The organism is Clostridioides sp. ZZV14-6387 (assembly GCF_020657835.1).
Taxonomy (GTDB): Bacteria; Bacillota; Clostridia; order Peptostreptococcales; family Peptostreptococcaceae; genus Clostridioides; species Clostridioides difficile_A.
Window position 1 is genome coordinate 121232 of sequence record NZ_JAGWCW010000006.1, and the last position, 20675, is coordinate 141906.

At 28.9% G+C, this 20675-nt stretch carries 22 protein-coding genes; all 22 read right to left on the minus strand.

Translation table 11 applies throughout. The annotated features are described in order from the left end of the window. Window positions 1-40: 40 nt before the first annotated feature. On the minus strand, window positions 41-1516 hold the full coding sequence (gene spoIVA / locus KGF38_RS05675; RefSeq protein ID WP_054271204.1) for a stage IV sporulation protein A: 1476 nt from the start codon (window positions 1514-1516) through the stop codon (window positions 41-43). A gap of 318 nt (window positions 1517-1834) precedes the next feature. Further along, the gene (locus KGF38_RS05680) at window positions 1835-2854 is read right to left on the minus strand and encodes an NAD(P)H-dependent glycerol-3-phosphate dehydrogenase (RefSeq protein ID WP_054271205.1); all 1020 of its coding nucleotides are present in this window, start codon (window positions 2852-2854) and stop codon (window positions 1835-1837) included. Between the two features lie 30 nt (window positions 2855-2884). Then, window positions 2885-3499 carry a glycerol-3-phosphate 1-O-acyltransferase PlsY gene (gene plsY, locus KGF38_RS05685; protein WP_021385546.1) on the minus strand — a complete coding sequence of 205 codons (615 nt, stop codon included), beginning with the start codon at window positions 3497-3499 and terminating at the stop codon, window positions 2885-2887. Between the two features lie 33 nt (window positions 3500-3532). After that, window positions 3533-4858 (minus strand): ribosome biogenesis GTPase Der, encoded by a 1326-nt coding sequence (gene der / locus KGF38_RS05690; RefSeq protein WP_054271206.1) that lies wholly within the window; start codon window positions 4856-4858, stop codon window positions 3533-3535. 27 nt (window positions 4859-4885) lie between these two features. Next, a complete protein-coding gene (locus KGF38_RS05695; RefSeq protein WP_054271207.1) occupies window positions 4886-6214 on the minus strand; it encodes a DUF512 domain-containing protein in 1329 nt (442 codons plus the stop codon). Window positions 6215-6451: 237 nt separating this feature from the next. Beyond that, complete coding sequence (locus KGF38_RS05700; protein WP_021385530.1) at window positions 6452-6652, minus strand: capping complex subunit for YIEGIA; 201 nt, start codon at window positions 6650-6652, stop codon at window positions 6452-6454. A gap of 1 nt (window position 6653) precedes the next feature. Next, the gene (locus tag KGF38_RS05705) at window positions 6654-7586 is read right to left on the minus strand and encodes a YIEGIA family protein (RefSeq protein WP_054271208.1); all 933 of its coding nucleotides are present in this window, start codon (window positions 7584-7586) and stop codon (window positions 6654-6656) included. 44 nt (window positions 7587-7630) lie between these two features. Continuing rightward, window positions 7631-8563, minus strand: coding sequence for a YIEGIA family protein (locus tag KGF38_RS05710; protein ID WP_054271209.1), 933 nt, complete (start codon window positions 8561-8563; stop codon window positions 7631-7633). Window positions 8564-8617: 54 nt separating this feature from the next. Continuing rightward, a complete protein-coding gene (locus KGF38_RS05715; RefSeq protein ID WP_074178501.1) occupies window positions 8618-9907 on the minus strand; it encodes a HAMP domain-containing sensor histidine kinase in 1290 nt (429 codons plus the stop codon). 28 nt (window positions 9908-9935) lie between these two features. After that, complete coding sequence (locus tag KGF38_RS05720; RefSeq protein WP_003416112.1) at window positions 9936-10628, minus strand: winged helix-turn-helix domain-containing protein; 693 nt, start codon at window positions 10626-10628, stop codon at window positions 9936-9938. A gap of 14 nt (window positions 10629-10642) precedes the next feature. Further along, window positions 10643-11404 (minus strand): peptidoglycan editing factor PgeF, encoded by a 762-nt coding sequence (pgeF, locus tag KGF38_RS05725; RefSeq protein ID WP_219673179.1) that lies wholly within the window; start codon window positions 11402-11404, stop codon window positions 10643-10645. Continuing rightward, window positions 11401-11862 carry a transcriptional regulator NrdR gene (gene nrdR, locus KGF38_RS05730; protein WP_054271212.1) on the minus strand — a complete coding sequence of 154 codons (462 nt, stop codon included), beginning with the start codon at window positions 11860-11862 and terminating at the stop codon, window positions 11401-11403. Before nrdR ends, pgeF begins: the two co-directional genes overlap by 4 nt. A gap of 25 nt (window positions 11863-11887) precedes the next feature. Continuing rightward, window positions 11888-12151 carry a YlmC/YmxH family sporulation protein gene (locus KGF38_RS05735; RefSeq protein WP_054271213.1) on the minus strand — a complete coding sequence of 88 codons (264 nt, stop codon included), beginning with the start codon at window positions 12149-12151 and terminating at the stop codon, window positions 11888-11890. Between the two features lie 104 nt (window positions 12152-12255). Further along, window positions 12256-13029: an RNA polymerase sporulation sigma factor SigG gene (sigG, locus tag KGF38_RS05740; protein WP_054271214.1), complete on the minus strand. Its 774-nt coding sequence runs from the start codon at window positions 13027-13029 to the stop codon at window positions 12256-12258. Between the two features lie 91 nt (window positions 13030-13120). Beyond that, complete coding sequence (gene sigE / locus KGF38_RS05745; protein ID WP_054271215.1) at window positions 13121-13843, minus strand: RNA polymerase sporulation sigma factor SigE; 723 nt, start codon at window positions 13841-13843, stop codon at window positions 13121-13123. 24 nt (window positions 13844-13867) lie between these two features. Then, complete coding sequence (locus KGF38_RS05750; protein ID WP_074178503.1) at window positions 13868-14713, minus strand: sigma-E processing peptidase SpoIIGA; 846 nt, start codon at window positions 14711-14713, stop codon at window positions 13868-13870. Window positions 14714-15031: 318 nt separating this feature from the next. Continuing rightward, window positions 15032-16306, minus strand: a complete 1275-nt coding sequence (locus KGF38_RS05755) for an ABC transporter substrate-binding protein (protein ID WP_074178504.1) — start codon at window positions 16304-16306, stop codon at window positions 15032-15034. A 273-nt stretch (window positions 16307-16579) separates the two neighbouring features. Further along, complete coding sequence (ftsZ, locus tag KGF38_RS05760) at window positions 16580-17737, minus strand: cell division protein FtsZ (protein WP_054271217.1); 1158 nt, start codon at window positions 17735-17737, stop codon at window positions 16580-16582. Window positions 17738-17925: 188 nt separating this feature from the next. Then, entirely contained in the window at window positions 17926-18279 is a 354-nt protein-coding gene (locus KGF38_RS05765) for a small basic family protein (protein WP_054271218.1), read from the minus strand. Window positions 18280-18377: 98 nt separating this feature from the next. Continuing rightward, window positions 18378-19052 carry a DUF881 domain-containing protein gene (locus KGF38_RS05770; RefSeq protein ID WP_074178506.1) on the minus strand — a complete coding sequence of 225 codons (675 nt, stop codon included), beginning with the start codon at window positions 19050-19052 and terminating at the stop codon, window positions 18378-18380. 4 nt (window positions 19053-19056) lie between these two features. Then, on the minus strand, window positions 19057-19755 hold the full coding sequence (locus KGF38_RS05775) for a DUF881 domain-containing protein (protein WP_054271220.1): 699 nt from the start codon (window positions 19753-19755) through the stop codon (window positions 19057-19059). 22 nt (window positions 19756-19777) lie between these two features. Beyond that, a complete protein-coding gene (locus tag KGF38_RS05780) occupies window positions 19778-20515 on the minus strand; it encodes an FtsQ-type POTRA domain-containing protein (protein WP_074178507.1) in 738 nt (245 codons plus the stop codon). Window positions 20516-20675: the final 160 nt, after the last annotated feature.

Below are 20675 nucleotides of genomic sequence, written 5' to 3' on the forward strand. Positions count from 1 at the left end.
AAGTAAACAATCGTTTAACTTTAATAAGTAGCTTATATTCTTATAATAAAATAGTTATAATATTAGAGCTTCCTTCATTTACAATTTTTTGTAGAGTCTTTTGCATCTTAACTCTTATCTCTTCTGGCATAGTATACAATTTACTCTGTAATTGTTCTTTCACTAAATCATGAAGTGACTTACCAAACATATTTGATTCCCATAAATCTGCTGGTTGCTCTTCAAACACCTCCATAAGATATTTTATCATCTCTTCACCTTGATTCTGATTACCAACTATTGGAGAAACTTCTGTAGATATATCTGCCTTTATAATATGAAGTGATGGTGCATTAGCTCTTAGCTTGATACCATATTGTTTTCCTTGTTTCATTATTTCTGGTTCCTCTAAACTAAGTTCTTCTAGAGAAGGAGCTACTACTCCATATCCTTTTATCTTAGCATCTACTAAAGCACTTTCTATTTTATCATACTCATTCTTAACCTTAGATAATCTAGTTATTAGACTAAGCAATTGATAATCTCCCTCAATTTTAAATCCACTCTTTTCTTCAAGGACATTATAGAATAAATCTTGCTTTGTCTGTAAATCAATATTTATAACGCCTTCTCCTAACTCTACATTATCAACACCTGTATCCTCCAAAAACTCTAACTCAGAAAATCCTTGCATAATTCCTTCTATATCTCTTATTTTTCCTATATCTATGATACTTTGTTTTAATGTTGTTATTATGCTACTTTTTATCCAGTGATTTCTTTCTAGACCTTCAACCCATTTAGGTAAATTAATTCTTATTTCTGTAAGTGGGAAATCATACAATACAGCTTCCATAACTTCCTCTATATCATCTTCTTCCATTTCAACTACATTCATTGGAAGAACTGGAACTTCATACTTTTCTTCCAATTCATTTCTAAGCATACTTGTTTCCTCACTTTTTGGACTTAGTGTATTTAAAACAACAGCAAATGGTTTTTTAAGGCTTTTTAATTCTTGTATAACTCTTTCTTCTGGCTCTACATAACTTTTTCTGTCAATACCAGTAACTGAACCATCTGTCAACACAACTACTCCTATTGTAGAATGGTCTTTTATAACTTTTTTAGTTCCTATTTCTGCTGCCTTTTCAAATGTCATAGCTTCTTGTGACCAAGGAGTTGATACCAATCTTTGTTTTCCACCTTCCTCATGCCCTAAAGCTCCTTCAACTATGTATCCAACACAATCTACCATTCTTACTTTCAGAGATACTGTGTCTTTTATTTTAATTTCTACGCCATCTGCTGGTACAAATTTTGGTTCTACTGTCATTATAGTTTTACCTGAGCCACTTTGAGGTATCTCATCTCTTGTTCTATCCTTCTTAAACTCATTGTCTATGTTTGGTATAACCAACTTTTCCATAAATTTTCTTATAAAAGTTGATTTTCCTGTTCTTACAGGACCCACTACTCCAATATATATATCCCCCTGAGTCCTTTTGGATATATCTTCGTATATGTTATTATTCATATTATTCCTCCTATACATCTAATCTTATTAAATTATATTTAGAGTTAGGGGTTAATATTCTTAAAATAGAAAAATAAAGACTAGCAATATTAATTTCCCCTACATACAGAAACTGGTAAACTTTAAGGTGGATTAAATTTATTAAAATCCATTATATTAAAAAGATATAATGACAATCATGATAACTATAAATTGCATATAAAATAATTTATTATACTGTATATACATAGACTATGCTATATAAAATTAAAATAGCCCTCTTTATATTAAAGAGGGCTAAAACAAATTTATTATTTTTTTATTTTGTATTACAATGACTTATATCTCATCACCTAAAACGACTTCTTCCATTTCATGCTTTTTACTTCTCATCATTAGTTCTATTCCAACTTCCTTAGGATCTGAACCTTTGTTTATTACAGAATATATAGCATTAGTTATTGGCATGTCTATATTCAATTTTTCAGCTACATCGTGTGCTACTTCAGTGGCAGTTATACCTTCTACAACCATCTTTACTTCTTTTAAAGTATTTTCTAGGCTCATACCTTGACCTATAAGTATACCAGCTCTTCTATTTCTACTATGCATACTTGTACAAGTAACAATTAAATCTCCTATACCTGAAAGACCTGCAAATGTAGACACATTAGCTCCCATAGCAATTCCAAGTCTACTCATTTCACTAATACCTCTTGTCATAAGAGCAGCTTTTGCATTATCACCATATCCTAATCCATCACATATTCCGGCTCCAAAGGCTATAATATTTTTTAATGCTCCTCCAAGTTCTACTCCAACTATATCTGGATTTGTATAAACTCTAAGCTTAGGGCTCATAAATAAATCTTGTATCATCTGTGCTATTTTTAAATCTTCAGAAGCTACTACTACTGTAGTAGGGATTTCTCTTGCTACTTCTTCAGCATGAGATGGTCCAGATAGTATTACATATGGATTTTGTGGTAATTCTTCTTCACAGACTTGAGATAATCTAAGTCCAGTACCTTTTTCAAGACCTTTTGCCACATTAACAATAACTTGTCCCTCTTTTATAAATGGTTTTATTTTTTGGCAAGTACTCCTTACAGCCTGTGATGGAACTGCTAAAATTATCACTTTACAATCTTTTATAGTTTTGTCTATGTCAGTACTTATAGTTATATTATTTGGAAATAATACTCCTGGTAAATAGTCTGTATTTTCTTTAGTCCTATTTATTTTTTTAGCTTGTTCCTCTTTTCGAGTCCACATACTCACATCGTTACCTTTTTTTGCAAGACCTAAAGCTAATGCACTTCCCCAACTTCCAGTACCTAATACACATACTTTCTCCATGTTTAACACCACCTGAGTATAATATATTTACTATTCTTTCTTTTGACCAATCTTTCTCTCTGTCCCATTTAATAATCGCTTTATATTTGCTCTATGATTATATATTACTGATGCAGTTAAAAACAAAGCTACTATTAAACCAGCTTTATTTTTTACTATAATCATAAATATTGGTGAACATCCGATTCCTACGACAGAACCTAATGAAACATACTTTGTTATAACTACCACCAATATAAATACTGCTAGACACATTAGTGTTATTACTGGATTTACAGCAAGCATTGCCCCTAACGAAGTTGCAACACCTTTACCTCCTCTAAACCCTAAAACTGCTGGCCAATTATGACCTGCTACAACACATATAACTGCCAGATATCCAGCTAAAAGAGTATCTATACCAACTAATCTTGCTGCAAGCTCTGATATTAACACAGCCATTACACCTTTAAGAACATCTCCTAAAAATGTCATTGCTCCTGCTCTTTTTCCAAGTGTTCTAAGTACATTTGTTGAACCTGCATTACCTGAACCTTGAGTCCTTATATCAACTCCAGCAATTCGCTTTGCAACTATGTATGAAGTCGATATATTGCCTAAAAGATATGCAACAACAGCGATAATTATATAACTAAATATCTCCACTGAAATTCCCCCTTTTAGTTATATTTTAAATATTTATTTCTTATTTTTTTGTCTATACTCAAATTTTATGGAAGTTCCTTCAAATCCAAAGTTTTCTCTTATCTTATTTTCAAGATACCTTTGATATGAAAAATGAGTTAAGTCCTTATCATTTATAAACAATGTAATCTTAGGAGGTCTAATGTCTGTTTGAGTTCCATAGTAAATTTTTAACCTTCTACCTTTATCAGACGGTGGTTGATTTAACATTACTGCTTCTCCAATTACCTCATTTAATGCTGAAGTCGATATTCGCTTAGAATGTTCATTTGATACATACTCAACTGTATCCAATATCTTATTCATTCTCTGATTAGTCTTTGCAGAAACAAACACAATTGGAGCATACATCATAAATGGGAATTTTTCTTTTATATCTTTTGTGTAATTACTCATAGTCTTATTATCTTTTTCTATTAAATCCCATTTATTGATTACAAATATACATCCTTTACCTTCATCATGTGCTATACCAGCAACTTTTGTATCTTGTTCTGTTACACCTTCTAAGGCATCTATTACAATTAATACTACATCTGCTCTATCTACAGCACTCATGGCTCTTATTACACTGTATTTTTCTATTGTCTCATATATTTTACTTTTTCTTCTAAGCCCTGCTGTATCTATCAAAAGGAATTTCTGTCCATTCTTCTCAAAATAAGTATCAATTGCATCTCTAGTAGTACCTGCAATCGGACTTACAATTACTCTTTCTTCTCCAAGTATTTTGTTAAGTATAGAACTTTTACCTGCATTTGGTTTACCTGTTATAGCTACTCTTATTATATCTTCTTCATACTCTGTATCTAATCCTGCTGGAAAATTTTCAACTATCTCATCTAATAAATCTCCAAATCCCATACTATTAGCTCCTGAAACTGCAAAAGGAGTTCCAAATCCTAATTCATAAAAATCGTATATATTGTCAAATTGACTCTGACTATCAATCTTATTAACTACTAATATTACTGGTTTTTTTGTCTTTCTAAGTAACTGTGCAATTTCCTTATCAGCTGCTGTTATTCCAGCCTTACCATCAACTATAAAAAGTATTACATGTGACATGTCCATTGCAAGCATAGCTTGACTTCTCATTTGAGATAATATTATGTCTTCGCTATCAGGTTCAATTCCTCCTGTATCTACTAATGTAAAATACTTATCTAACCACTCTACTTCAGCAAATATTCTATCCCTTGTAACTCCAGGTGTATTTTCAACTATCGATATCCTTTTTCCTGCAAATTTATTAAATATTGTAGACTTACCAACGTTTGGTCTCCCAACTACAGCTACAACTGGCCTACTTATACTCATGTTGTTTCTCCTTCCATCTTTTGTTTTCTATTTTAAAATTTTATCCACAAAGTCTTTTCCTTCATTCAAACATGGGATAATTTTTATTTTCATAAGTTCTTCTAATTGATTTAATTCAATATTATCTAAGAAAATTTCTTCATCTGCTTTTAGCATACTTCTTGTTATATAAAGAGCTTCTCCTAATTCTTTATTTTCAAGTTGCTCTCTTAAATCTTTAGCTGTTAAAAGACCTGATACAGTTATTGTCTCTCCAAAAAATTTATTTTTTATCTCATACACATCTACCTGAAGATTTTTAAACTTGTCCATCATAGCATTTGCCATACTCTGTATGAATTCATATGCAGAATGACCAGTAGCTATTGAAACTCTTTTCTCTTTTTTAAGAATTTTTTCTGGTAATGTATTTAAATATTCTTCGATTTCTGATTTTAACTTACGTATCATTCCTACACCATCTTCAAACTGTAAAAAACCTTCATATTCTTCATATGTAGGTAACTCTCTATTAGATAATATATAAAATTCATCTGATAAAAAGGCAAATCGAGTCCCTATTTCATTAAGATATTTTTTTTGCATATTGTGTATCTGTTCTATCGTCCTACTTGCACCTTCACTATCAAATATGTCTAGGTTTGCTAAATTTTCTCTGTGTTTTGTAATTCCAACTGGTACTATAGCAACACTATTTACGTATGGATAAAGTTGAGCTAATTCTCTTATTGTTCTCTCTAATTCTTTTCCATCATTTATACCTGGACATAAAACAATTTGACAGTTCATTTCTATATGAGCATCTGCCAATCTCTTCATTATACCATATAATTTTCCTGCAAATTTATTACTTATCATTTTTTGTCTTAATTCTGGGTTAGTCGTATGCACAGATATATTTATAGGACTTATTCTATATTTAATGATATTATTTATATCTTCTTCACTCATATTTGTAAGTGTAACAAAATTCCCTTGCAAAAAAGATAGTCTCGAATCATCATCTTTAAAATAAAGAGTTTCTCTCATTCCTTCTGGCAACTGGTCTATAAAACAAAACATACATTTATTTCTACAACTTTTAGCTTGGTCAATTATTGGATTTGTAAATTCAACACCCAAATCTTCGTCATAGTCTTTTTCTATCTCGTATATGTAGACTTCGCCATCTTTTTTTTGTATTTCTACTTCTAGATATTCATCACTTAGTAAGAATCTATACTCTATTATATCATGTATTGGCTGTTCATTCACAGATATAAGTAAATCTCCTATTTCTATACCCATTTCTTCTGCAATACTATCTTTGTAAACCTTACTTATAATGTTATTTATTTTTTTTACATTTACTTCCAATTTTTTCACCACTCTTTTGTATTCATCAAAGCTTATTATAATATATTTTCATATACGGTTTGTAAGTTTATTATATTTTATAATAGCATTTTTAAGCATTTCATGTCATAATAACACATTTTAATTCTAATAGTCAATATAAGTAACTAGCTATAAAAAAGATTAAAACAAATAATATTCAAATTTAAGTATTTTAAAAATTTGAATACTATTTGTTGTTAGAAATATTTTATAACCTTAATGTTTTACTATGATTAACGTTCCATTTGTCATATCATGAACCATTCCACCTACACACTTAGACATCAACATTGCCTTATTTTGTAAGTCTTTCTCATCGTTTGCATAAAATATTGGGCAACCTCCACCATTTTTCATATTCTTATCTAAAGTAACTATAGCTAGGGTATATTCGTTTAAACCTATATCCATTCCCATCTTATGCACTTCCTTTCTTTCCTATTTTATAATTTTTTAGGGATAAGTTTTTACCTTTAGAACTTGAAAGTATTGGACATGACTTTACAGCTTCCATTACTTTTTCTACATTCTTATCTATTGGTAAATAAGCAATCATTATACTTTCATCATCCTTATTTCTTCTAGGTAATGGTACAAATGAAGGTTCTCCATAATCTCCATATAAACCTAACCTTGAATATATATTGTATACTATTGCTTGTCTTTGACCTGAATCAAATAATATTCCAGCATTAGCATAATCTTTATTTTTAGGAATTATTTGTATTCCTACACCTCTATTAATATATACTTCTCTATCACTTTTTAGACCTATATTTGTTATCCCTTTTAAATCTCCTACCTTCAATATCGACTCATTCACAAAACTAATCTCAGCAGGCATTACATCAGCTATATCTCCAATACTTTTTCTAGTAAGGAGTTTTTTTAGTATAAAGGCTAATACTAATCCACAAACCGAACTTATTATCAAACTTACGCCTTCACTTATCTTTGTTTCTGCAAGTATTACATAATACAATCCTATTGTTAAAAAGGATGTAACTATACACATATAATTTCTTACTTCATAAGTTCTAGCTATCTCTTCTATAAATGCAGCGCCTCTCTTTACAAGTTGAACTTCCTCTAAGTTTTGTAATGTATTCCTTCTATTAGCTCTTACTTGTCTAAATTGTTCTGCTGCTAGAGATAAAAATGTTATAGATGTATAAGAACGATTTATAAGAGCTGGAACTAATAACGCTCCTAATGAAGAAGCGACAAATGCTAATATAAGCTGAGATAGCAAAACGTTTGGTTGTGTTGGGTACTGTTTTTGGTCTAAATTTAACATTATAATTCTGGATGTCATACCAATAATAACAGCAACAAAAAATACTCTATCCATTAAATCACTCCTAAAATATTTATTCTAAAATTTTACATGTAAATCTACAAAGTCTTCCTAGAAAAATCACTCTGTTTCCCTTTTGATGTTTCTATAATAGGTGTACTCTTTACTACATCTATCATGACATCTATATCTTTGAGTATTGGCATATATGGTATAACCACAGTACTTTTTTCTAGATTAGTCTTAGATATAGCCACAATATCAACCTCATCTACATCTTTATCTATACCCATATGAATAAATAGATTATGTATTATAGCTTGTCTTTGCCCTACATCATTTACTATTCCAAATGCACCTAAGTCTCTTGGTATAACCTCTATAGCTAGGCATTCATTTTTATATTTTTCTCTTGTACTTTCTAGACCTATATTAGTTATTATTACTCCATTTACTGTTAAAATAGGCCCTTCAAAGCTTATTTTTGCAGGAACTATATCTGCTATGTCTGCTATGCTATTCCTTCTTAAAAACCTTCTAAAAATTAAACCAACAAGAGCTCCTGATACAATAGCTAATACTGTACAATAAAAAAAGCTAAGGTCATACTTTCTTGCAAAAACAATGTAAACTATAGAAGATACTAATGCAGAAAAGAGACTTATATAACTTCTAGATTCATAGGTAGAGGCTATTTCTTCAACATAAGCATCTCCTTTTGGAACTAATTCTTCATTATCAATATTCTTTAATGTTATTCTTTCTTGTTCTGCAAGTCCTTGAAATTGTTGTATTGCTACTGCAAAAAAAGTCAATGCTGAAAACTCTTTATCTATAAGTGCAGGCAATGCTATCGCACCTAATGAAGCTGAAAGCCCTGATATTATTATCTGTTCTAAATAATCTTGTGGTCTTGATGGGTACTGTTTGTCTGTAACTCTTAAAACTAATCCTCTACATAATACTCCTACAACTAATGCAACTATAAAAGAGTGTCTAAATAAATTTGCATTCAATAAACTTTCTTCCATTTTCTCAGCTCCTTCTCTTATATAGTTTGTGCAAAAAACAAAAAAAATTTCCTTCTATTTAAGGAAATTTTTTTGTAGTATTGTAACAATAAATTCACTACCAATACCAAGCTCACTTTTTACTTTTATACATCCATTTAGCGATTTAACTATATGCTTAGTTATAGCCAATCCTAGACCCGTTCCTCCTACGTCCCTACTTCTTGCTTTATCTACTCTATAGAATCGCTCAAAGATACGTTCTACATCTTCTTTTGGTATACCTACACCATTATCTATAACCTTAATTACTATTTTTTCTTCATCTTTTAAAACTACAACTTGTACAATCCCATTATCCTGAGTGTATTTTATAGCATTATCGACTAAGTTTAAAAATACTTGTTTTATATAATCTCTATTAGATAATATGCTTATTGATTTGTCACCACATTTATATAGGACTTCTATATTTTTTTCTCTAGCTGAATGTTGTGTTATTTCATATACTTCTTTAAACACATCATATACCACAACATTTTCCATAAGAAGGGTATCTTTATTTTCTACGAATGATAATAATAATATATCATCAATCAATCTTTTTAATCTATCTGATTCACTTTCTATTATTTCCAAGAATCTATTTCTAGTATTTACATCTATGTTTTCATTTGACTTTAGTGTTTCAACAAATCCACTTATAGATGTTAGAGGTGTTTTAAGTTCATGACTTACATTTGCGACAAAATCACTTCTCATATTTTCAAGCTTAACTTTTTTAGTAATATCTTCTATGTTTACTATAGAACCTATTATTACATTATTAGTGTTTTGAAGATACACTGGGTCTACTTTTATTTTATATACTATATCGTCTTTAGTCGTAATATTTGCAGTTTCATTATCTTTAGAACCAATAAATCTAAGTATTTGCTTTAATATTTCTTCTTCTTTTATTACAACATTAATATTGTGTCCTTCTACCAATTGATTTGGTTCGCTTTTTATCATTTCTTTTGCTTCATCATTTATAAGAAGTATATTTCCATTTACATCTATAGCTAAAATTCCATGCGATATACTCTTTAATATAGACCTTAACTGTAGATGTTTATACTGTACTTCTTCTAATGTTTTATCCATATTTTTTATCATATGATTAAAATTTCTAGCTAATTCTCCAAGCTCTCCTTTAGCTGATATGTTAAGTCTAGCATGGTATTCATTATTACTTACTTTTTTTGAGACATATATAAATTCTTTTAAATATTTTCTTAATGTTATTGTATATCTTACAGATAATATCACAATAGCTATTGATAACATAACAATAAAAAAATATATGCTATTTAATTCTTCCACAAGATAACACTCCTAAAATATAACCTTTTTAATCTATTTTATATCCAACACCTCTTATAGTCTCTATATATTTTTCTGACTTATCTTCATCTTCTATTTTTTTTCTTAAATATCTTATATGGACATCTACTGTTCTAGTTTCTCCATAGTATTCATACCCCCATATTTTATCTAAAAGATAATTTCTTGAAAGTACTTTACCTTTATTTTGAATTAATAATTTTAACAATTCAAATTCTTTAAGTGTTAACTCTATCTTTTCAGAACCTTTAGTGACCTCATGCTTTGATAAATCTAATTTTAAATTACCTGTAGTAAGTATATTATTTTCTTCACCTAAGCTAGTCAAGTTATACCTTCTTAACACAGAACTAATTCTAGCTAACAACTCCTTTATACTAAATGGCTTAGTTATATAGTCATCAGCACCTATTTCAAGTCCTTCGACCTTGTCATTTTCCATATTTTTAGCAGTAAGCATTATAACAGGAATATTTTTTAAATCTTTATCACTTCTTATTTTTCTCAAAACTTCTATTCCACTTATATTTGGTAGCATCCAATCTAAAAGTATTAAATCTGGTTTAATTTCCTTAGCTTTTATAAATCCATCAAACCCATCATATGAATAACTAACTTCGTAATTTGACACCTCCAAATTGAATTTTAATAGCTCAACTATATGCATTTCATCGTCTATAACAAGCACTTTAGTATTCATTAAAAAGCTCCTCTCTATTTTATCTGTAGTACCGTTCCTATTCGTTCTGATGCCTTATTATGTTTTCTATAAGAGTGGAATTCATCTGCTCTACAACTAGTGCATAAATTTAAATTTATTATATTCTCCTTTTTCACTCCACTACATCTCAGCATATATTCATTAATTTTCCATAAATCTAAATAGTAACTTCCTTCTTTTATTATATAAAACTTTTCATCATTATTTGTAAGAATTGTGTTAAATTTTTCTACCAAATCCTCAGATACTTCATAACAACAAGGTCCAATTGATGGACCAATTATACAAACTAAATCTTCAGGAATGGTTTTATAACATTCAGACATTAATTTAATTGTTTTATGACCTATATTACTAAAAGTACCTCTCCAACCTGCATGAGCCAGTCCTATGGCTTTATTTTTAGCATCTATGATTGATATAGGTACACAATCTGCTGTAAATAATAAAAGAGGTACTCTCTCTAAGTTTGTTATAAGTGCATCTCCATCTATTCTCTTTCCTATAGTATCTTTATTTACTATGTTAACTATATCTGAATGTATTTGAGAATTACTAGTTAGGTTTTCAAATTTTAAATCACATTCTTTACATACTTTTAACATATCTTCTTTACTTTTTGCATCTATATTCTTACATGTTATAACTAGATTTATAGAATTTAACTTTTCGTCAAGTTCTTTACAGTTACCATTTAAATCAACATACTCTTTAATATCTTGTACATTTTTTATATTTATATAATCTTTCATCATTTGTCTCCTTTTTCTATTAGTATACTTTTAAGCTCATTTACAAAAGTATTTATATCTTTAAATTGTCTATAAACAGAAGCAAATCTTACATAAGCTACTTCATCTAAGTCTTTCAATTTGTCCATTACCATCTCACCAATTCTTTTGGTTTCAATTTCTTCTATAAAACATTTATTTATTTCATTTTCAATATGTACAACTACACTCTCAATATCTTCTATCGATACAGGTCTTTTTTCACATGCTTTTAATAACCCGTACTTTATCTTTTCTCTATCAAAATACTCTCTACTATTATCCTTTTTAATAACCATTAAAGGAGTTGTTTCTATTTTCTCATAAGTAGTGAATCTTTTTTTACACGATTCACATTCACGTCTTCTTCTGATAGATTTTAAATCTGTATGTCTAGAATCTATTACCTTTGATTCTTTATAATTACAATAAGGACATTGCATATATATTCCTCCTTTGTTTTAACTACTATATCTCAAATTCATCTAAGCTTAACTCTGAACCTATATTTACTATTATTGTATCACAACCTATTTTAAGTATATCATTCCAAAATATAACTTCTTCATCCCCTCCTCTTGAAAAAAAATTTCTACTTCCATCTCCAAAGATGGTAAATGAGACTACCTTTCCCTCATGAATATCCATATCTATGTCTATTATGAATCCCATCCTTTTTCCATTTTTTACATTTATAATTTCTTTTTCCATTATATCAGAAACTCTAATCATATTATACTCACCCTTTCTTTAAAAATAAATATGTATTGGAGTAAAAAAAAATGACCTATATAGGTCATTTAAATTTAAAATAATGTTTACAGTCCAGGGATTACTTATACATACTTTCTCATATTTTTTAAAGCATTTTTTTCAATTCTTGATACTTGTGCTTGAGATATACCGATTTCATCAGCAACTTCTATCTGTGTTCTTCCTTTATAAAACCTTAAATCTAATACCAACTTCTCTCTACTATTTAATTTTTTAATAGCTTCTTTAAGTGATATTTCTTGCAACCAATTTTCATCAGTATCTTTTTTGTCTTGAACTTGGTCCATAACAAATATTGCATCTCCATTATCTTGATATACTGGGTCAAATAAAGATATAGGGTCTTGTATGGCATCTAGTGCCATTACAACTGACTCAACTTCTAATTCTAATTCTTTTGCTATTTCTGATACTGTAGGTTCTTTAGAATTTGTTCTAATTAATCTTTCTCTAACTTGTAGTGCCTTATATGCTATATCTTTTAATGACCTACTCACTCTAATTGGGTTATTGTCTCTTAGATATCTTCTAATTTCTCCTATAATCATAGGAACAGCATAAGTTGAAAACCTTACATTTTGACTTAAATCAAAGTTATCTATAGCTTTTATAAGACCGATACAACCTATTTGAAATAAATCGTCTATGTTTTCTCCTCTGTTGTTAAACTTTTTTATTACACTCAAGACTAATCTTAAATTCCCTCTTACAAATTGTTGTCTAGCTTCTTCGTCACCACTTTTTATTTTTAATAAAAGTTCCTTCATTTGCTTATTTTTAAGAACTGGAAGTTCCGATGTATTAACACCACATATTTCAACCTTATTAATTTGCATACATTTTCAGTCCTCTCTCAAAAGTATTCATCTATTGAAATTATTTACATTTCCAATTTTTTTATACTTTTTAAGAAGAATTAATTTAGCATTATACAAATTTTTTCATTTCTTTCTGTAACCTTGAAATTATTTTCTTTTCAAGTCTAGATATGTAAGACTGAGATATTCCAAGCATTCCAGCAACTTCTTTTTGTGTTTTTTCGATACCTTTATCTATAAGACCAAATCTTAATTCCATAATTTGCTTTTCTCTGTCACTTAATCTGTCAAGTGCCATAACTAATAAATCTCTATCTATTTCTTCTTCGATTATTTTGTATATTTCATCATTTTCTGTACCCAAAACATCAGATAACAAGAGTTCATTTCCATCCAAATCTATATTTAAAGGTTCGTCAAATGACACCTCTGTTTTCTTTTTATTATTTTTTCTTAAGTACATTAATATTTCATTTTCTATACATCTTGAAGCATAAGTTGCCAATTTTATATTTTTGTTTAGTTTAAAAGTATTCACTGCTTTTATCAAACCTATAGTTCCTATAGAAATCAAGTCTTCCACATCTATACCTGTATTTTCAAATTTTCTCGATATGTAGACCACTAATCTTAGATTTCTTTCTATCAAAATTGATTTTACACTTTCATCTGTTTCTAGTTTTTGTAAAACTTCCATTTCTTCTTCTGGTTTTAATGGAGGAGGAAGTATATTCGCTCCTCCCATATAATATATTCCTTTTGGCTTTATTATTTTTAATTTAATACCTAACATAGTAATAAAGCTTATAATTCTTTCTTTCAATCGTAACATTCCTTGTCCCCCTTAAATTTTCACCTAAAATCCAGGCAATATATTTGGATTCATTATTGCTCCATATTCTCTATCATTAAAATTTGAGATACCAAGTATTATATTTCCTATCTTCTGCTCATCTACTTCTACATAATCAGCTTTTAAACCTATTATGATGCTTGTCTTATTACTTCCAGCATGCTTATAAGGTATTATCCTAACCCTGCCTGAAGTTTTATCATCTAGACTCCCTATAATCTCTTGTGCTTTCTTCATATCTATATCTTCATAGTCAATATTTAATAGATTTTCTGGAATAAACCCTTCTAACACACTTGACTTAACTATTATTACATCACTTTGACTTATTGGGTCTTTTAATAAATTCCCACTATCCACTAAGGCTTTACAACAAAAATTTTTTTCTAACAAGTTTATATTTATAGTCTTTGTAAGTTCCTTGATGTATTTAAGCATTTTCAAGTCTTTATAAATATACTTTAATAGTTCACAACTTACATAAGTACATGCAATTAAGAAAGATATTTTTAAATGACTTATTCCTGTAAAATAAATTATAAAATAAGTGCTTCCAGAAATAAAAATGTTTACTAGATAAAAAACTAATGCTACATGAATATAATCTTTTTTACTCTTACTTCTAAATGAAATTAAAGTTATTATACTCATAATTATTATTTTGAATGGTACTGTGAATAATATGTTCATTGATGGATACAAATAAGCAACAGAATAGGCACCTCCTAAACTAGCCCCCAATAACTTATTTTTTTTAGGATTGTATTTTTTAGTGAGAATAGAAGTACAACTTATAATAATATAATTTATTACTAGGTTTTCTATAACATAGTACTCAATATACACCATGTATCCCCCCTTAAAACCTTTAAACATATTATAAGATAGTATGTACAAAATTTTATGTCACTTTTGATGGTCGAATCCAAAACAAATTCTATTTAAAAGTAACAATGATATATGTCTTATACTTTATGTCGCCAAAAGATATTTTTTTAGTATCAAACAAATAAGCTTTTTTGTAGAATCTAATATATCTAGGTAGAAGTTATTAGTTCTTTTTGGGGTATATTTTTATAAAAAAAGACTATGTAATTTAATAATATATCAAGTAAATTTTTTACTTGTATAAAATCAAATTACATAGTCTATAAATTCAAATTTATATTATTGTGCTAATAATCCGTTTGCATATTTTGCAGAATCATCTAGTGCTTGTTCTGGAGTTATATCTCCAGCTATCATCATTTGAAGTTGTTTCCATAAGTATTCATATATCTCTACTCCATGAGGTCCAACAGTCAATGGTCTATACATATCTTTATCTTTTGTTACCATTTCTTCAAATCTTGGGTCTCCTTGATATTTTTCACCTTTTGCAACTGGAGCTCTTGGTATTTCTTTATGGAATGCTTCCATTGATTCTTTGCTTAACATATACTCAAGAAGTTTAAATCCAAGTTCTTTATTTTTACATGCTGACATTAATGTTAAATCATCCACTGAAGCAAAACTACCAACTGTCTTGTCTTCTAATGAAGTTACATATCCCCAGTTTAAATCTGGAAACGATTTATCAAAAGTACTTGTAGCAGCAGAAGATAACATTATAGTAAATGCAGCTTTTCCTGGTCCAAATACACTTTCAACCATTTCATTACTATCTTTTGATAAAGCATTGTCTGGTATATATTTTTTCATATCATTTATAAAGTTTGCAGCTTTTAAACCTTCTGCATTATTAAATTTAACTGATTTTAAATCATCATTATATATATCTCCACCAGCTTGCCATAAATAAGGATACCAGTTCCAGTTTAAGCTTCCAAATACTTTAGAACCCCAGCCTTGTGCAAGACCCCACTGGTCGATTTTTCCATCTCCATTAGTATCTTTTGTTGCTTTTTCACATATTCTTTTAAAATCTTCCCATGTTTTTGGAGGTTTCTCTCCTAATTTTTCTAGTATATCTTTATTATAGTATAGTACTCCTGGATTAGCAGCTTCTATAGGTAATCCATAAATACCACCCATCATTTTTGCATTATCCAAGTATAGGTAATTATCTGAAGTTCCTGATTTTTCTAGATAAGGTGTCAAATCTTCAACTGCACCCATTTCTATAAATTGAGGAAACATCTCTGCATACATGTATCCTATGTCTGGTCCTTCACCTGCACTTATTGCAGTTGCATATTTTTCTGCATAGTTATCCCATGGAACTATTTGGAATTCAATTTCACAATTATTTTCCTTTTCAAATTTCTCTAATATTGGTTTCCATGCATCTGCATCATGGTCTGTCAATGGTGCAGACCACACAACTAATTTTTCTTTACCATCTTTACCCTTAGAATCTTCTTTTTTTGAACACCCAGCAAGAATTGATACTGATAGAACACTTACCATCACTAAAGAAAGAATTTTTTTTAGCTTAATCATGCTTAATCCCCTTTCAGACTTTAATTTGTCTTTTTCCTCAAATATTTACAATTTAATTCAGATTTAATATTAACAAATAAGACTACCCTTGTCTAATCATAAAAAACTATACTAACTCTTACAACTATCATTTTTTTCTATATGTGTTGTTTTTATTCATTTATTAAAAAACTTCTTTTACATTTCAAAATATTGAAATGTATTTTTATGCTTTAGGAGATTAAATTAGGCAAAATAAAAAGAAGTCTACTGACTTCTTTATAAATTTCCATATTATCTTCTTCTTCTTAGGAATGTGGGTATTTCCATGCTCTCATCATCGTCTTCTTCAATTATACTTGCTTTTTTAGGAGCTTCTATTTTTTCTTCAACAATTACTTCTTCTTCAATTTCTTTTACAGCTTGTTTTACTGTTGTGTTCAATGAAGAACGTATGCTTGACTTAGGTTTAGTGTCTAAGTCTAATACACCACTTTGTAATCCTTCAAATCCTGTTGCGATTACTGTAATCATTATTTCATCACCTAAATCTTCTTTTATAGAAGCACCAAATATAACATTTGCCTCTGGGTCACAGGATTCCATAACTAAAGTAGATGCTTCATTAACTTCAAATAATCCTAAGTTAGGTCCACCAGTAACATTAAGAAGAACTCCCTTAGCTCCTTGTATTGATGTTTCTAGAAGTGGAGATTGAATAGCTTGTCTAGCAGCATCTATTGCTCTAGTCTCACCACTAGCACTACCTATACCCATATGAGCAAGACCTTTATCTTTCATTATAGTAGTAACGTCTGCGAAGTCTAAGTTTATTAAACCTTCAACTGCTATAAGGTCAGAAATTGATTGTATACCTTGTTTTAATACATCATCTGCAACTGCAAAAGCATCTAGCATTGAAGTATTTTTTTGTACTATCTGTAAAAGTCTATCATTTGGTATTGTTATAAGAGTATCAACTTTTGACTTAAGTTCTGCTATTCCACCTTCAGCATTCTTCATTCTTATCTTACCTTCAAATGCAAAAGGTTTTGTAACTACACCTACTGTAAGTATACCCATTTCTTTTGCTAAGCCTGCAACTACTGGAGCAGCTCCTGTACCAGTACCACCGCCCATTCCAGCTGTAACAAAGACCATGTCGGCTCCTTGAAGCAATTTTACTATTTCGTCTTTACTCTCCTCAGCAGCCCTTTTTCCTACTTCTGGATTTGCTCCTGCACCAAGTCCTCTAGTTAATTTTTCTCCTATTTGAACTTTATATTCAGCTTTTGATGTATATAAAGCTTGTTTATCTGTATTTACTGATATAAATTCAACGCCTTTTAATTGCGCTTCTACCATTCTATTGACAGCATTGTTTCCACCGCCACCTACACCTATTACTTTAATTTGTGCACATTCTTCTAATTCTACGTCAAAGTTTAGCATCATAAACCCCCTTCTCTCATGATTCAAAGTTATCGTATGTATTAATTATATCATTTTCTTCTTTTATTTTGTTAACCTTTAAGTAACATATTCCACAAAAACGTAAATTTTCCTTTTTAATTTTCTTACTTATATTGTCAAATATTACTCTTGAGTATAAAATAATTTACATATATATCAAATGCTCTTTAATTTCTACGTTTTTTATTCATAATATCGCTAACAACATAACGTCTAATTATGGATAAATTATTAAATAATCTCATACCAAAAACCAATACAGCAACATAATAAAGAGAAACACCTAATTTTTCTCCTATATAAGTCAATAATATAGCTAATATAGCATTCCCTATGAAACCAGTAACAAAAATTACATTGTCATAGTTATCTTCAAAACTGGATTTTATCGCTCCAAAAATAGAATCCATTATTGCAAGAATAGCTACTGACATATATATGGAATAATCCATAGAATATGTAAATGGAATGTAGTAACCTACTACTACACCAAATGCTAATCCTCCTAAAACCCATATCATAAATCCTCACCTCTTTATTTTACTTTGAAACGCAAGTATATTACAATCCTTTTTATTAAATTTTCTTATTTTTTCTTTATTTTTTTATATTTTTCGCTTTATTTTGCGAATAAATCCACTTTATTACCATTATTTTCCAGTGTTTTTATGTTGATTCCATATATCTCTTTAAGAGATTTAGCATATGATTCTGGAGAATTTATAGCAGCACTCAATAAATCTATATCTCCTATAGCTTTTATTATAAATGGTTGTCCATATGTAGTATCATTTACTGTAATAGTGGCTCCTGAACATTTTATCTTACTAGTTGATAGTACTCTTTCTCCATTTATAGAAATTGCTTTCGCACCAGCTTTTTTTAAATCATTTAAAACTCTTAAAATATCAATATCATGTATAATCAAGTCATTTGGATTCTGCCCATCTTTTAACTCTCTATCACTATCTTTCATAGTGACAGTTATACCTGGCCCTGTAACAGTTGAATAACCACTTAATTCTTTAACTTCCTCAAGCTCTTTTTTCATAAGTGTTTGGATAGATTCATTTCCATTCTCTTTTGCTTCCTTATATTCATTTAAAGTTTTTTTGTTACTTTTAAGTACTTCTTTTAAATGTTTTATTTCTTTCTTCGTATTTTCTATCTCACTTTCAATATTTTCAGTCTGACTCAATGTTATATACACTTTATTTGGGTCTAGTGACTTTATATAAGTTGATATGAAAATGCCTAATATGAACGCTCCTAATATAATCATTTTCTTTTTCATACTATTATTTCCTCTCCACTTTGTTTATATCACCATGGCCATCTATTTCTACATTTTCTTCCTTACTTACTTTTACCTTAGCATTATAATACGTTTCTATTTCCCAGACAATACCATATTTTATATTAAGTGCAGAAGCTAATGTATCAGAATCACCAATTGCCTTTATTATAATTGGTTCTTTTATGACAGTGTCATTCATGTAAAGCTTATCCTCTTTTAAATACATGTATGTATTAGAAACTATTCTCTGTCCGTTTATAGATATAGCACTTGCTTGTGCTGAATTTAATTTATTTATCATTGATAGTAATAAATCATAATTATATAATATACTATCGTTTTTATCAGAACTTCCTAAGTCTTTTGCAGAATTTATCTCAACTTTTATACCTTTTCCTTCAACATCTGTATATCCAGCCAAGGTCTCATATTTTTCTATTTCTGACTTAAGTATATCTTGCTCTCCTTCGTCATTTTTACCTCTATAAGTCTCTATATCTTTCTTCACACTATTAATTTCTGACTGTAAATCCTCTTTTTCTTTTTTTAGAGATTTGAGTTCTTCTGTAAGTTGTTCTCCTCTTTTAAAAGTTGTCATACCTCTATTTTCTATATTAATAATTTTAAGTTGTAAACTAACAAGAACACCCAATACAATACTTCCTATAACTATGCTTTTATTTATAAATCTTCTTTTCAATATATCACTTCCTTACAATTGTCTATCCTTCAGGACTATACACAGCTAATTTTCCATAATTGAGATTTATAGTCCCTCCTTTTGTATTTTTATTTTGCAGGTCAATCAGAATTTTACTTACCCTAGATATATTATAATCTAAGTTATCATCATTAGAAAGTAAGATTTTTATATTACTTCTTGTAAGCATATCTACATTGCTTTCTTTTCTTAAGTTTACATAATTTATTTTTCTATAAAGTCCTTCTTCTTTTAAAGAATTTAAAGTTTTAAATACGTTCTCTTTAGTTTTATAATTTTTAAATTTTATTGTTTTATCATCAACACTATAATCAACATCTACTATTAAATCTTTTTTACTTTCATTAGAACCCCTAAGTTCCTCTAACAAGTTACCTTTCTTATCTATATAACAATAATTGTCTACATTCTTTAATACTGCAAATATTTCTTTTTCTTTTAAACTTATAATTATTTTATTTGGAAATTTTCTTTTTATTTCTACATTTTCTATATATGGATTTTTCATAAGTTCATTTTTCATATCTTTAAAATTATATGCAAAGATGTTTTCATGTGTATTTATATTTAGTTCTTTCATTATATTTGATTTAGTCACTCTCTTATTTCCTATTACATCTATTTTCTTTACATCAAATAAATCACTTTTTACAATCATACATATCCCAAAAGATAGCATAAGTATAAAGACTAAAACTATCATGACATTATTCGTATTTAGCTTCCTTTTCTTTTTCAAATATAATCAACCCCTTTGGTTAATAAATACACCTTTAGAGCTTATTTTTCCTACAAGAAAATTATAATATTTAAAGTCAAATTTTTTCATTTTATTACAAAACATCTAAATAAAATATAAATAAATATAAATAAATCAATACTTCATCAAAATAAATACA

Bases quoted from the DNA above. Each gene is read 5' to 3' on its own strand.
- spoIVA (WP_054271204.1), bottom strand. From the start codon at position 1,516: ATGAATAATAACATATACGAAGATATATCCAAAAGGACTCAGGGGGAT.
- KGF38_RS05680 (WP_054271205.1), bottom strand. From the start codon at position 2,854: ATGGAGAAAGTATGTGTATTAGGTACTGGAAGTTGGGGAAGTGCATTA.
- der (WP_054271206.1), bottom strand. From the start codon at position 4,858: ATGAGTATAAGTAGGCCAGTTGTAGCTGTAGTTGGGAGACCAAACGTT.
- KGF38_RS05700 (WP_021385530.1), bottom strand. From the start codon at position 6,652: ATGGGAATGGATATAGGTTTAAACGAATATACCCTAGCTATAGTTACT.
- KGF38_RS05705 (WP_054271208.1), bottom strand. From the start codon at position 7,586: ATGGATAGAGTATTTTTTGTTGCTGTTATTATTGGTATGACATCCAGA.
- KGF38_RS05710 (WP_054271209.1), bottom strand. From the start codon at position 8,563: ATGGAAGAAAGTTTATTGAATGCAAATTTATTTAGACACTCTTTTATA.
- KGF38_RS05720 (WP_003416112.1), bottom strand. From the start codon at position 10,628: ATGAATACTAAAGTGCTTGTTATAGACGATGAAATGCATATAGTTGAG.
- pgeF (WP_219673179.1), bottom strand. From the start codon at position 11,404: ATGATGAAAGATTATATAAATATAAAAAATGTACAAGATATTAAAGAG.
- nrdR (WP_054271212.1), bottom strand. From the start codon at position 11,862: ATGCAATGTCCTTATTGTAATTATAAAGAATCAAAGGTAATAGATTCT.
- KGF38_RS05735 (WP_054271213.1), bottom strand. From the start codon at position 12,151: ATGATTAGAGTTTCTGATATAATGGAAAAAGAAATTATAAATGTAAAA.
- sigG (WP_054271214.1), bottom strand. From the start codon at position 13,029: ATGCAAATTAATAAGGTTGAAATATGTGGTGTTAATACATCGGAACTT.
- sigE (WP_054271215.1), bottom strand. From the start codon at position 13,843: ATGTTACGATTGAAAGAAAGAATTATAAGCTTTATTACTATGTTAGGT.
- KGF38_RS05750 (WP_074178503.1), bottom strand. From the start codon at position 14,713: ATGGTGTATATTGAGTACTATGTTATAGAAAACCTAGTAATAAATTAT.
- KGF38_RS05755 (WP_074178504.1), bottom strand. From the start codon at position 16,306: ATGATTAAGCTAAAAAAAATTCTTTCTTTAGTGATGGTAAGTGTTCTA.
- ftsZ (WP_054271217.1), bottom strand. From the start codon at position 17,737: ATGCTAAACTTTGACGTAGAATTAGAAGAATGTGCACAAATTAAAGTA.
- KGF38_RS05765 (WP_054271218.1), bottom strand. From the start codon at position 18,279: ATGATATGGGTTTTAGGAGGATTAGCATTTGGTGTAGTAGTAGGTTAC.
- KGF38_RS05770 (WP_074178506.1), bottom strand. From the start codon at position 19,052: ATGAAAAAGAAAATGATTATATTAGGAGCGTTCATATTAGGCATTTTC.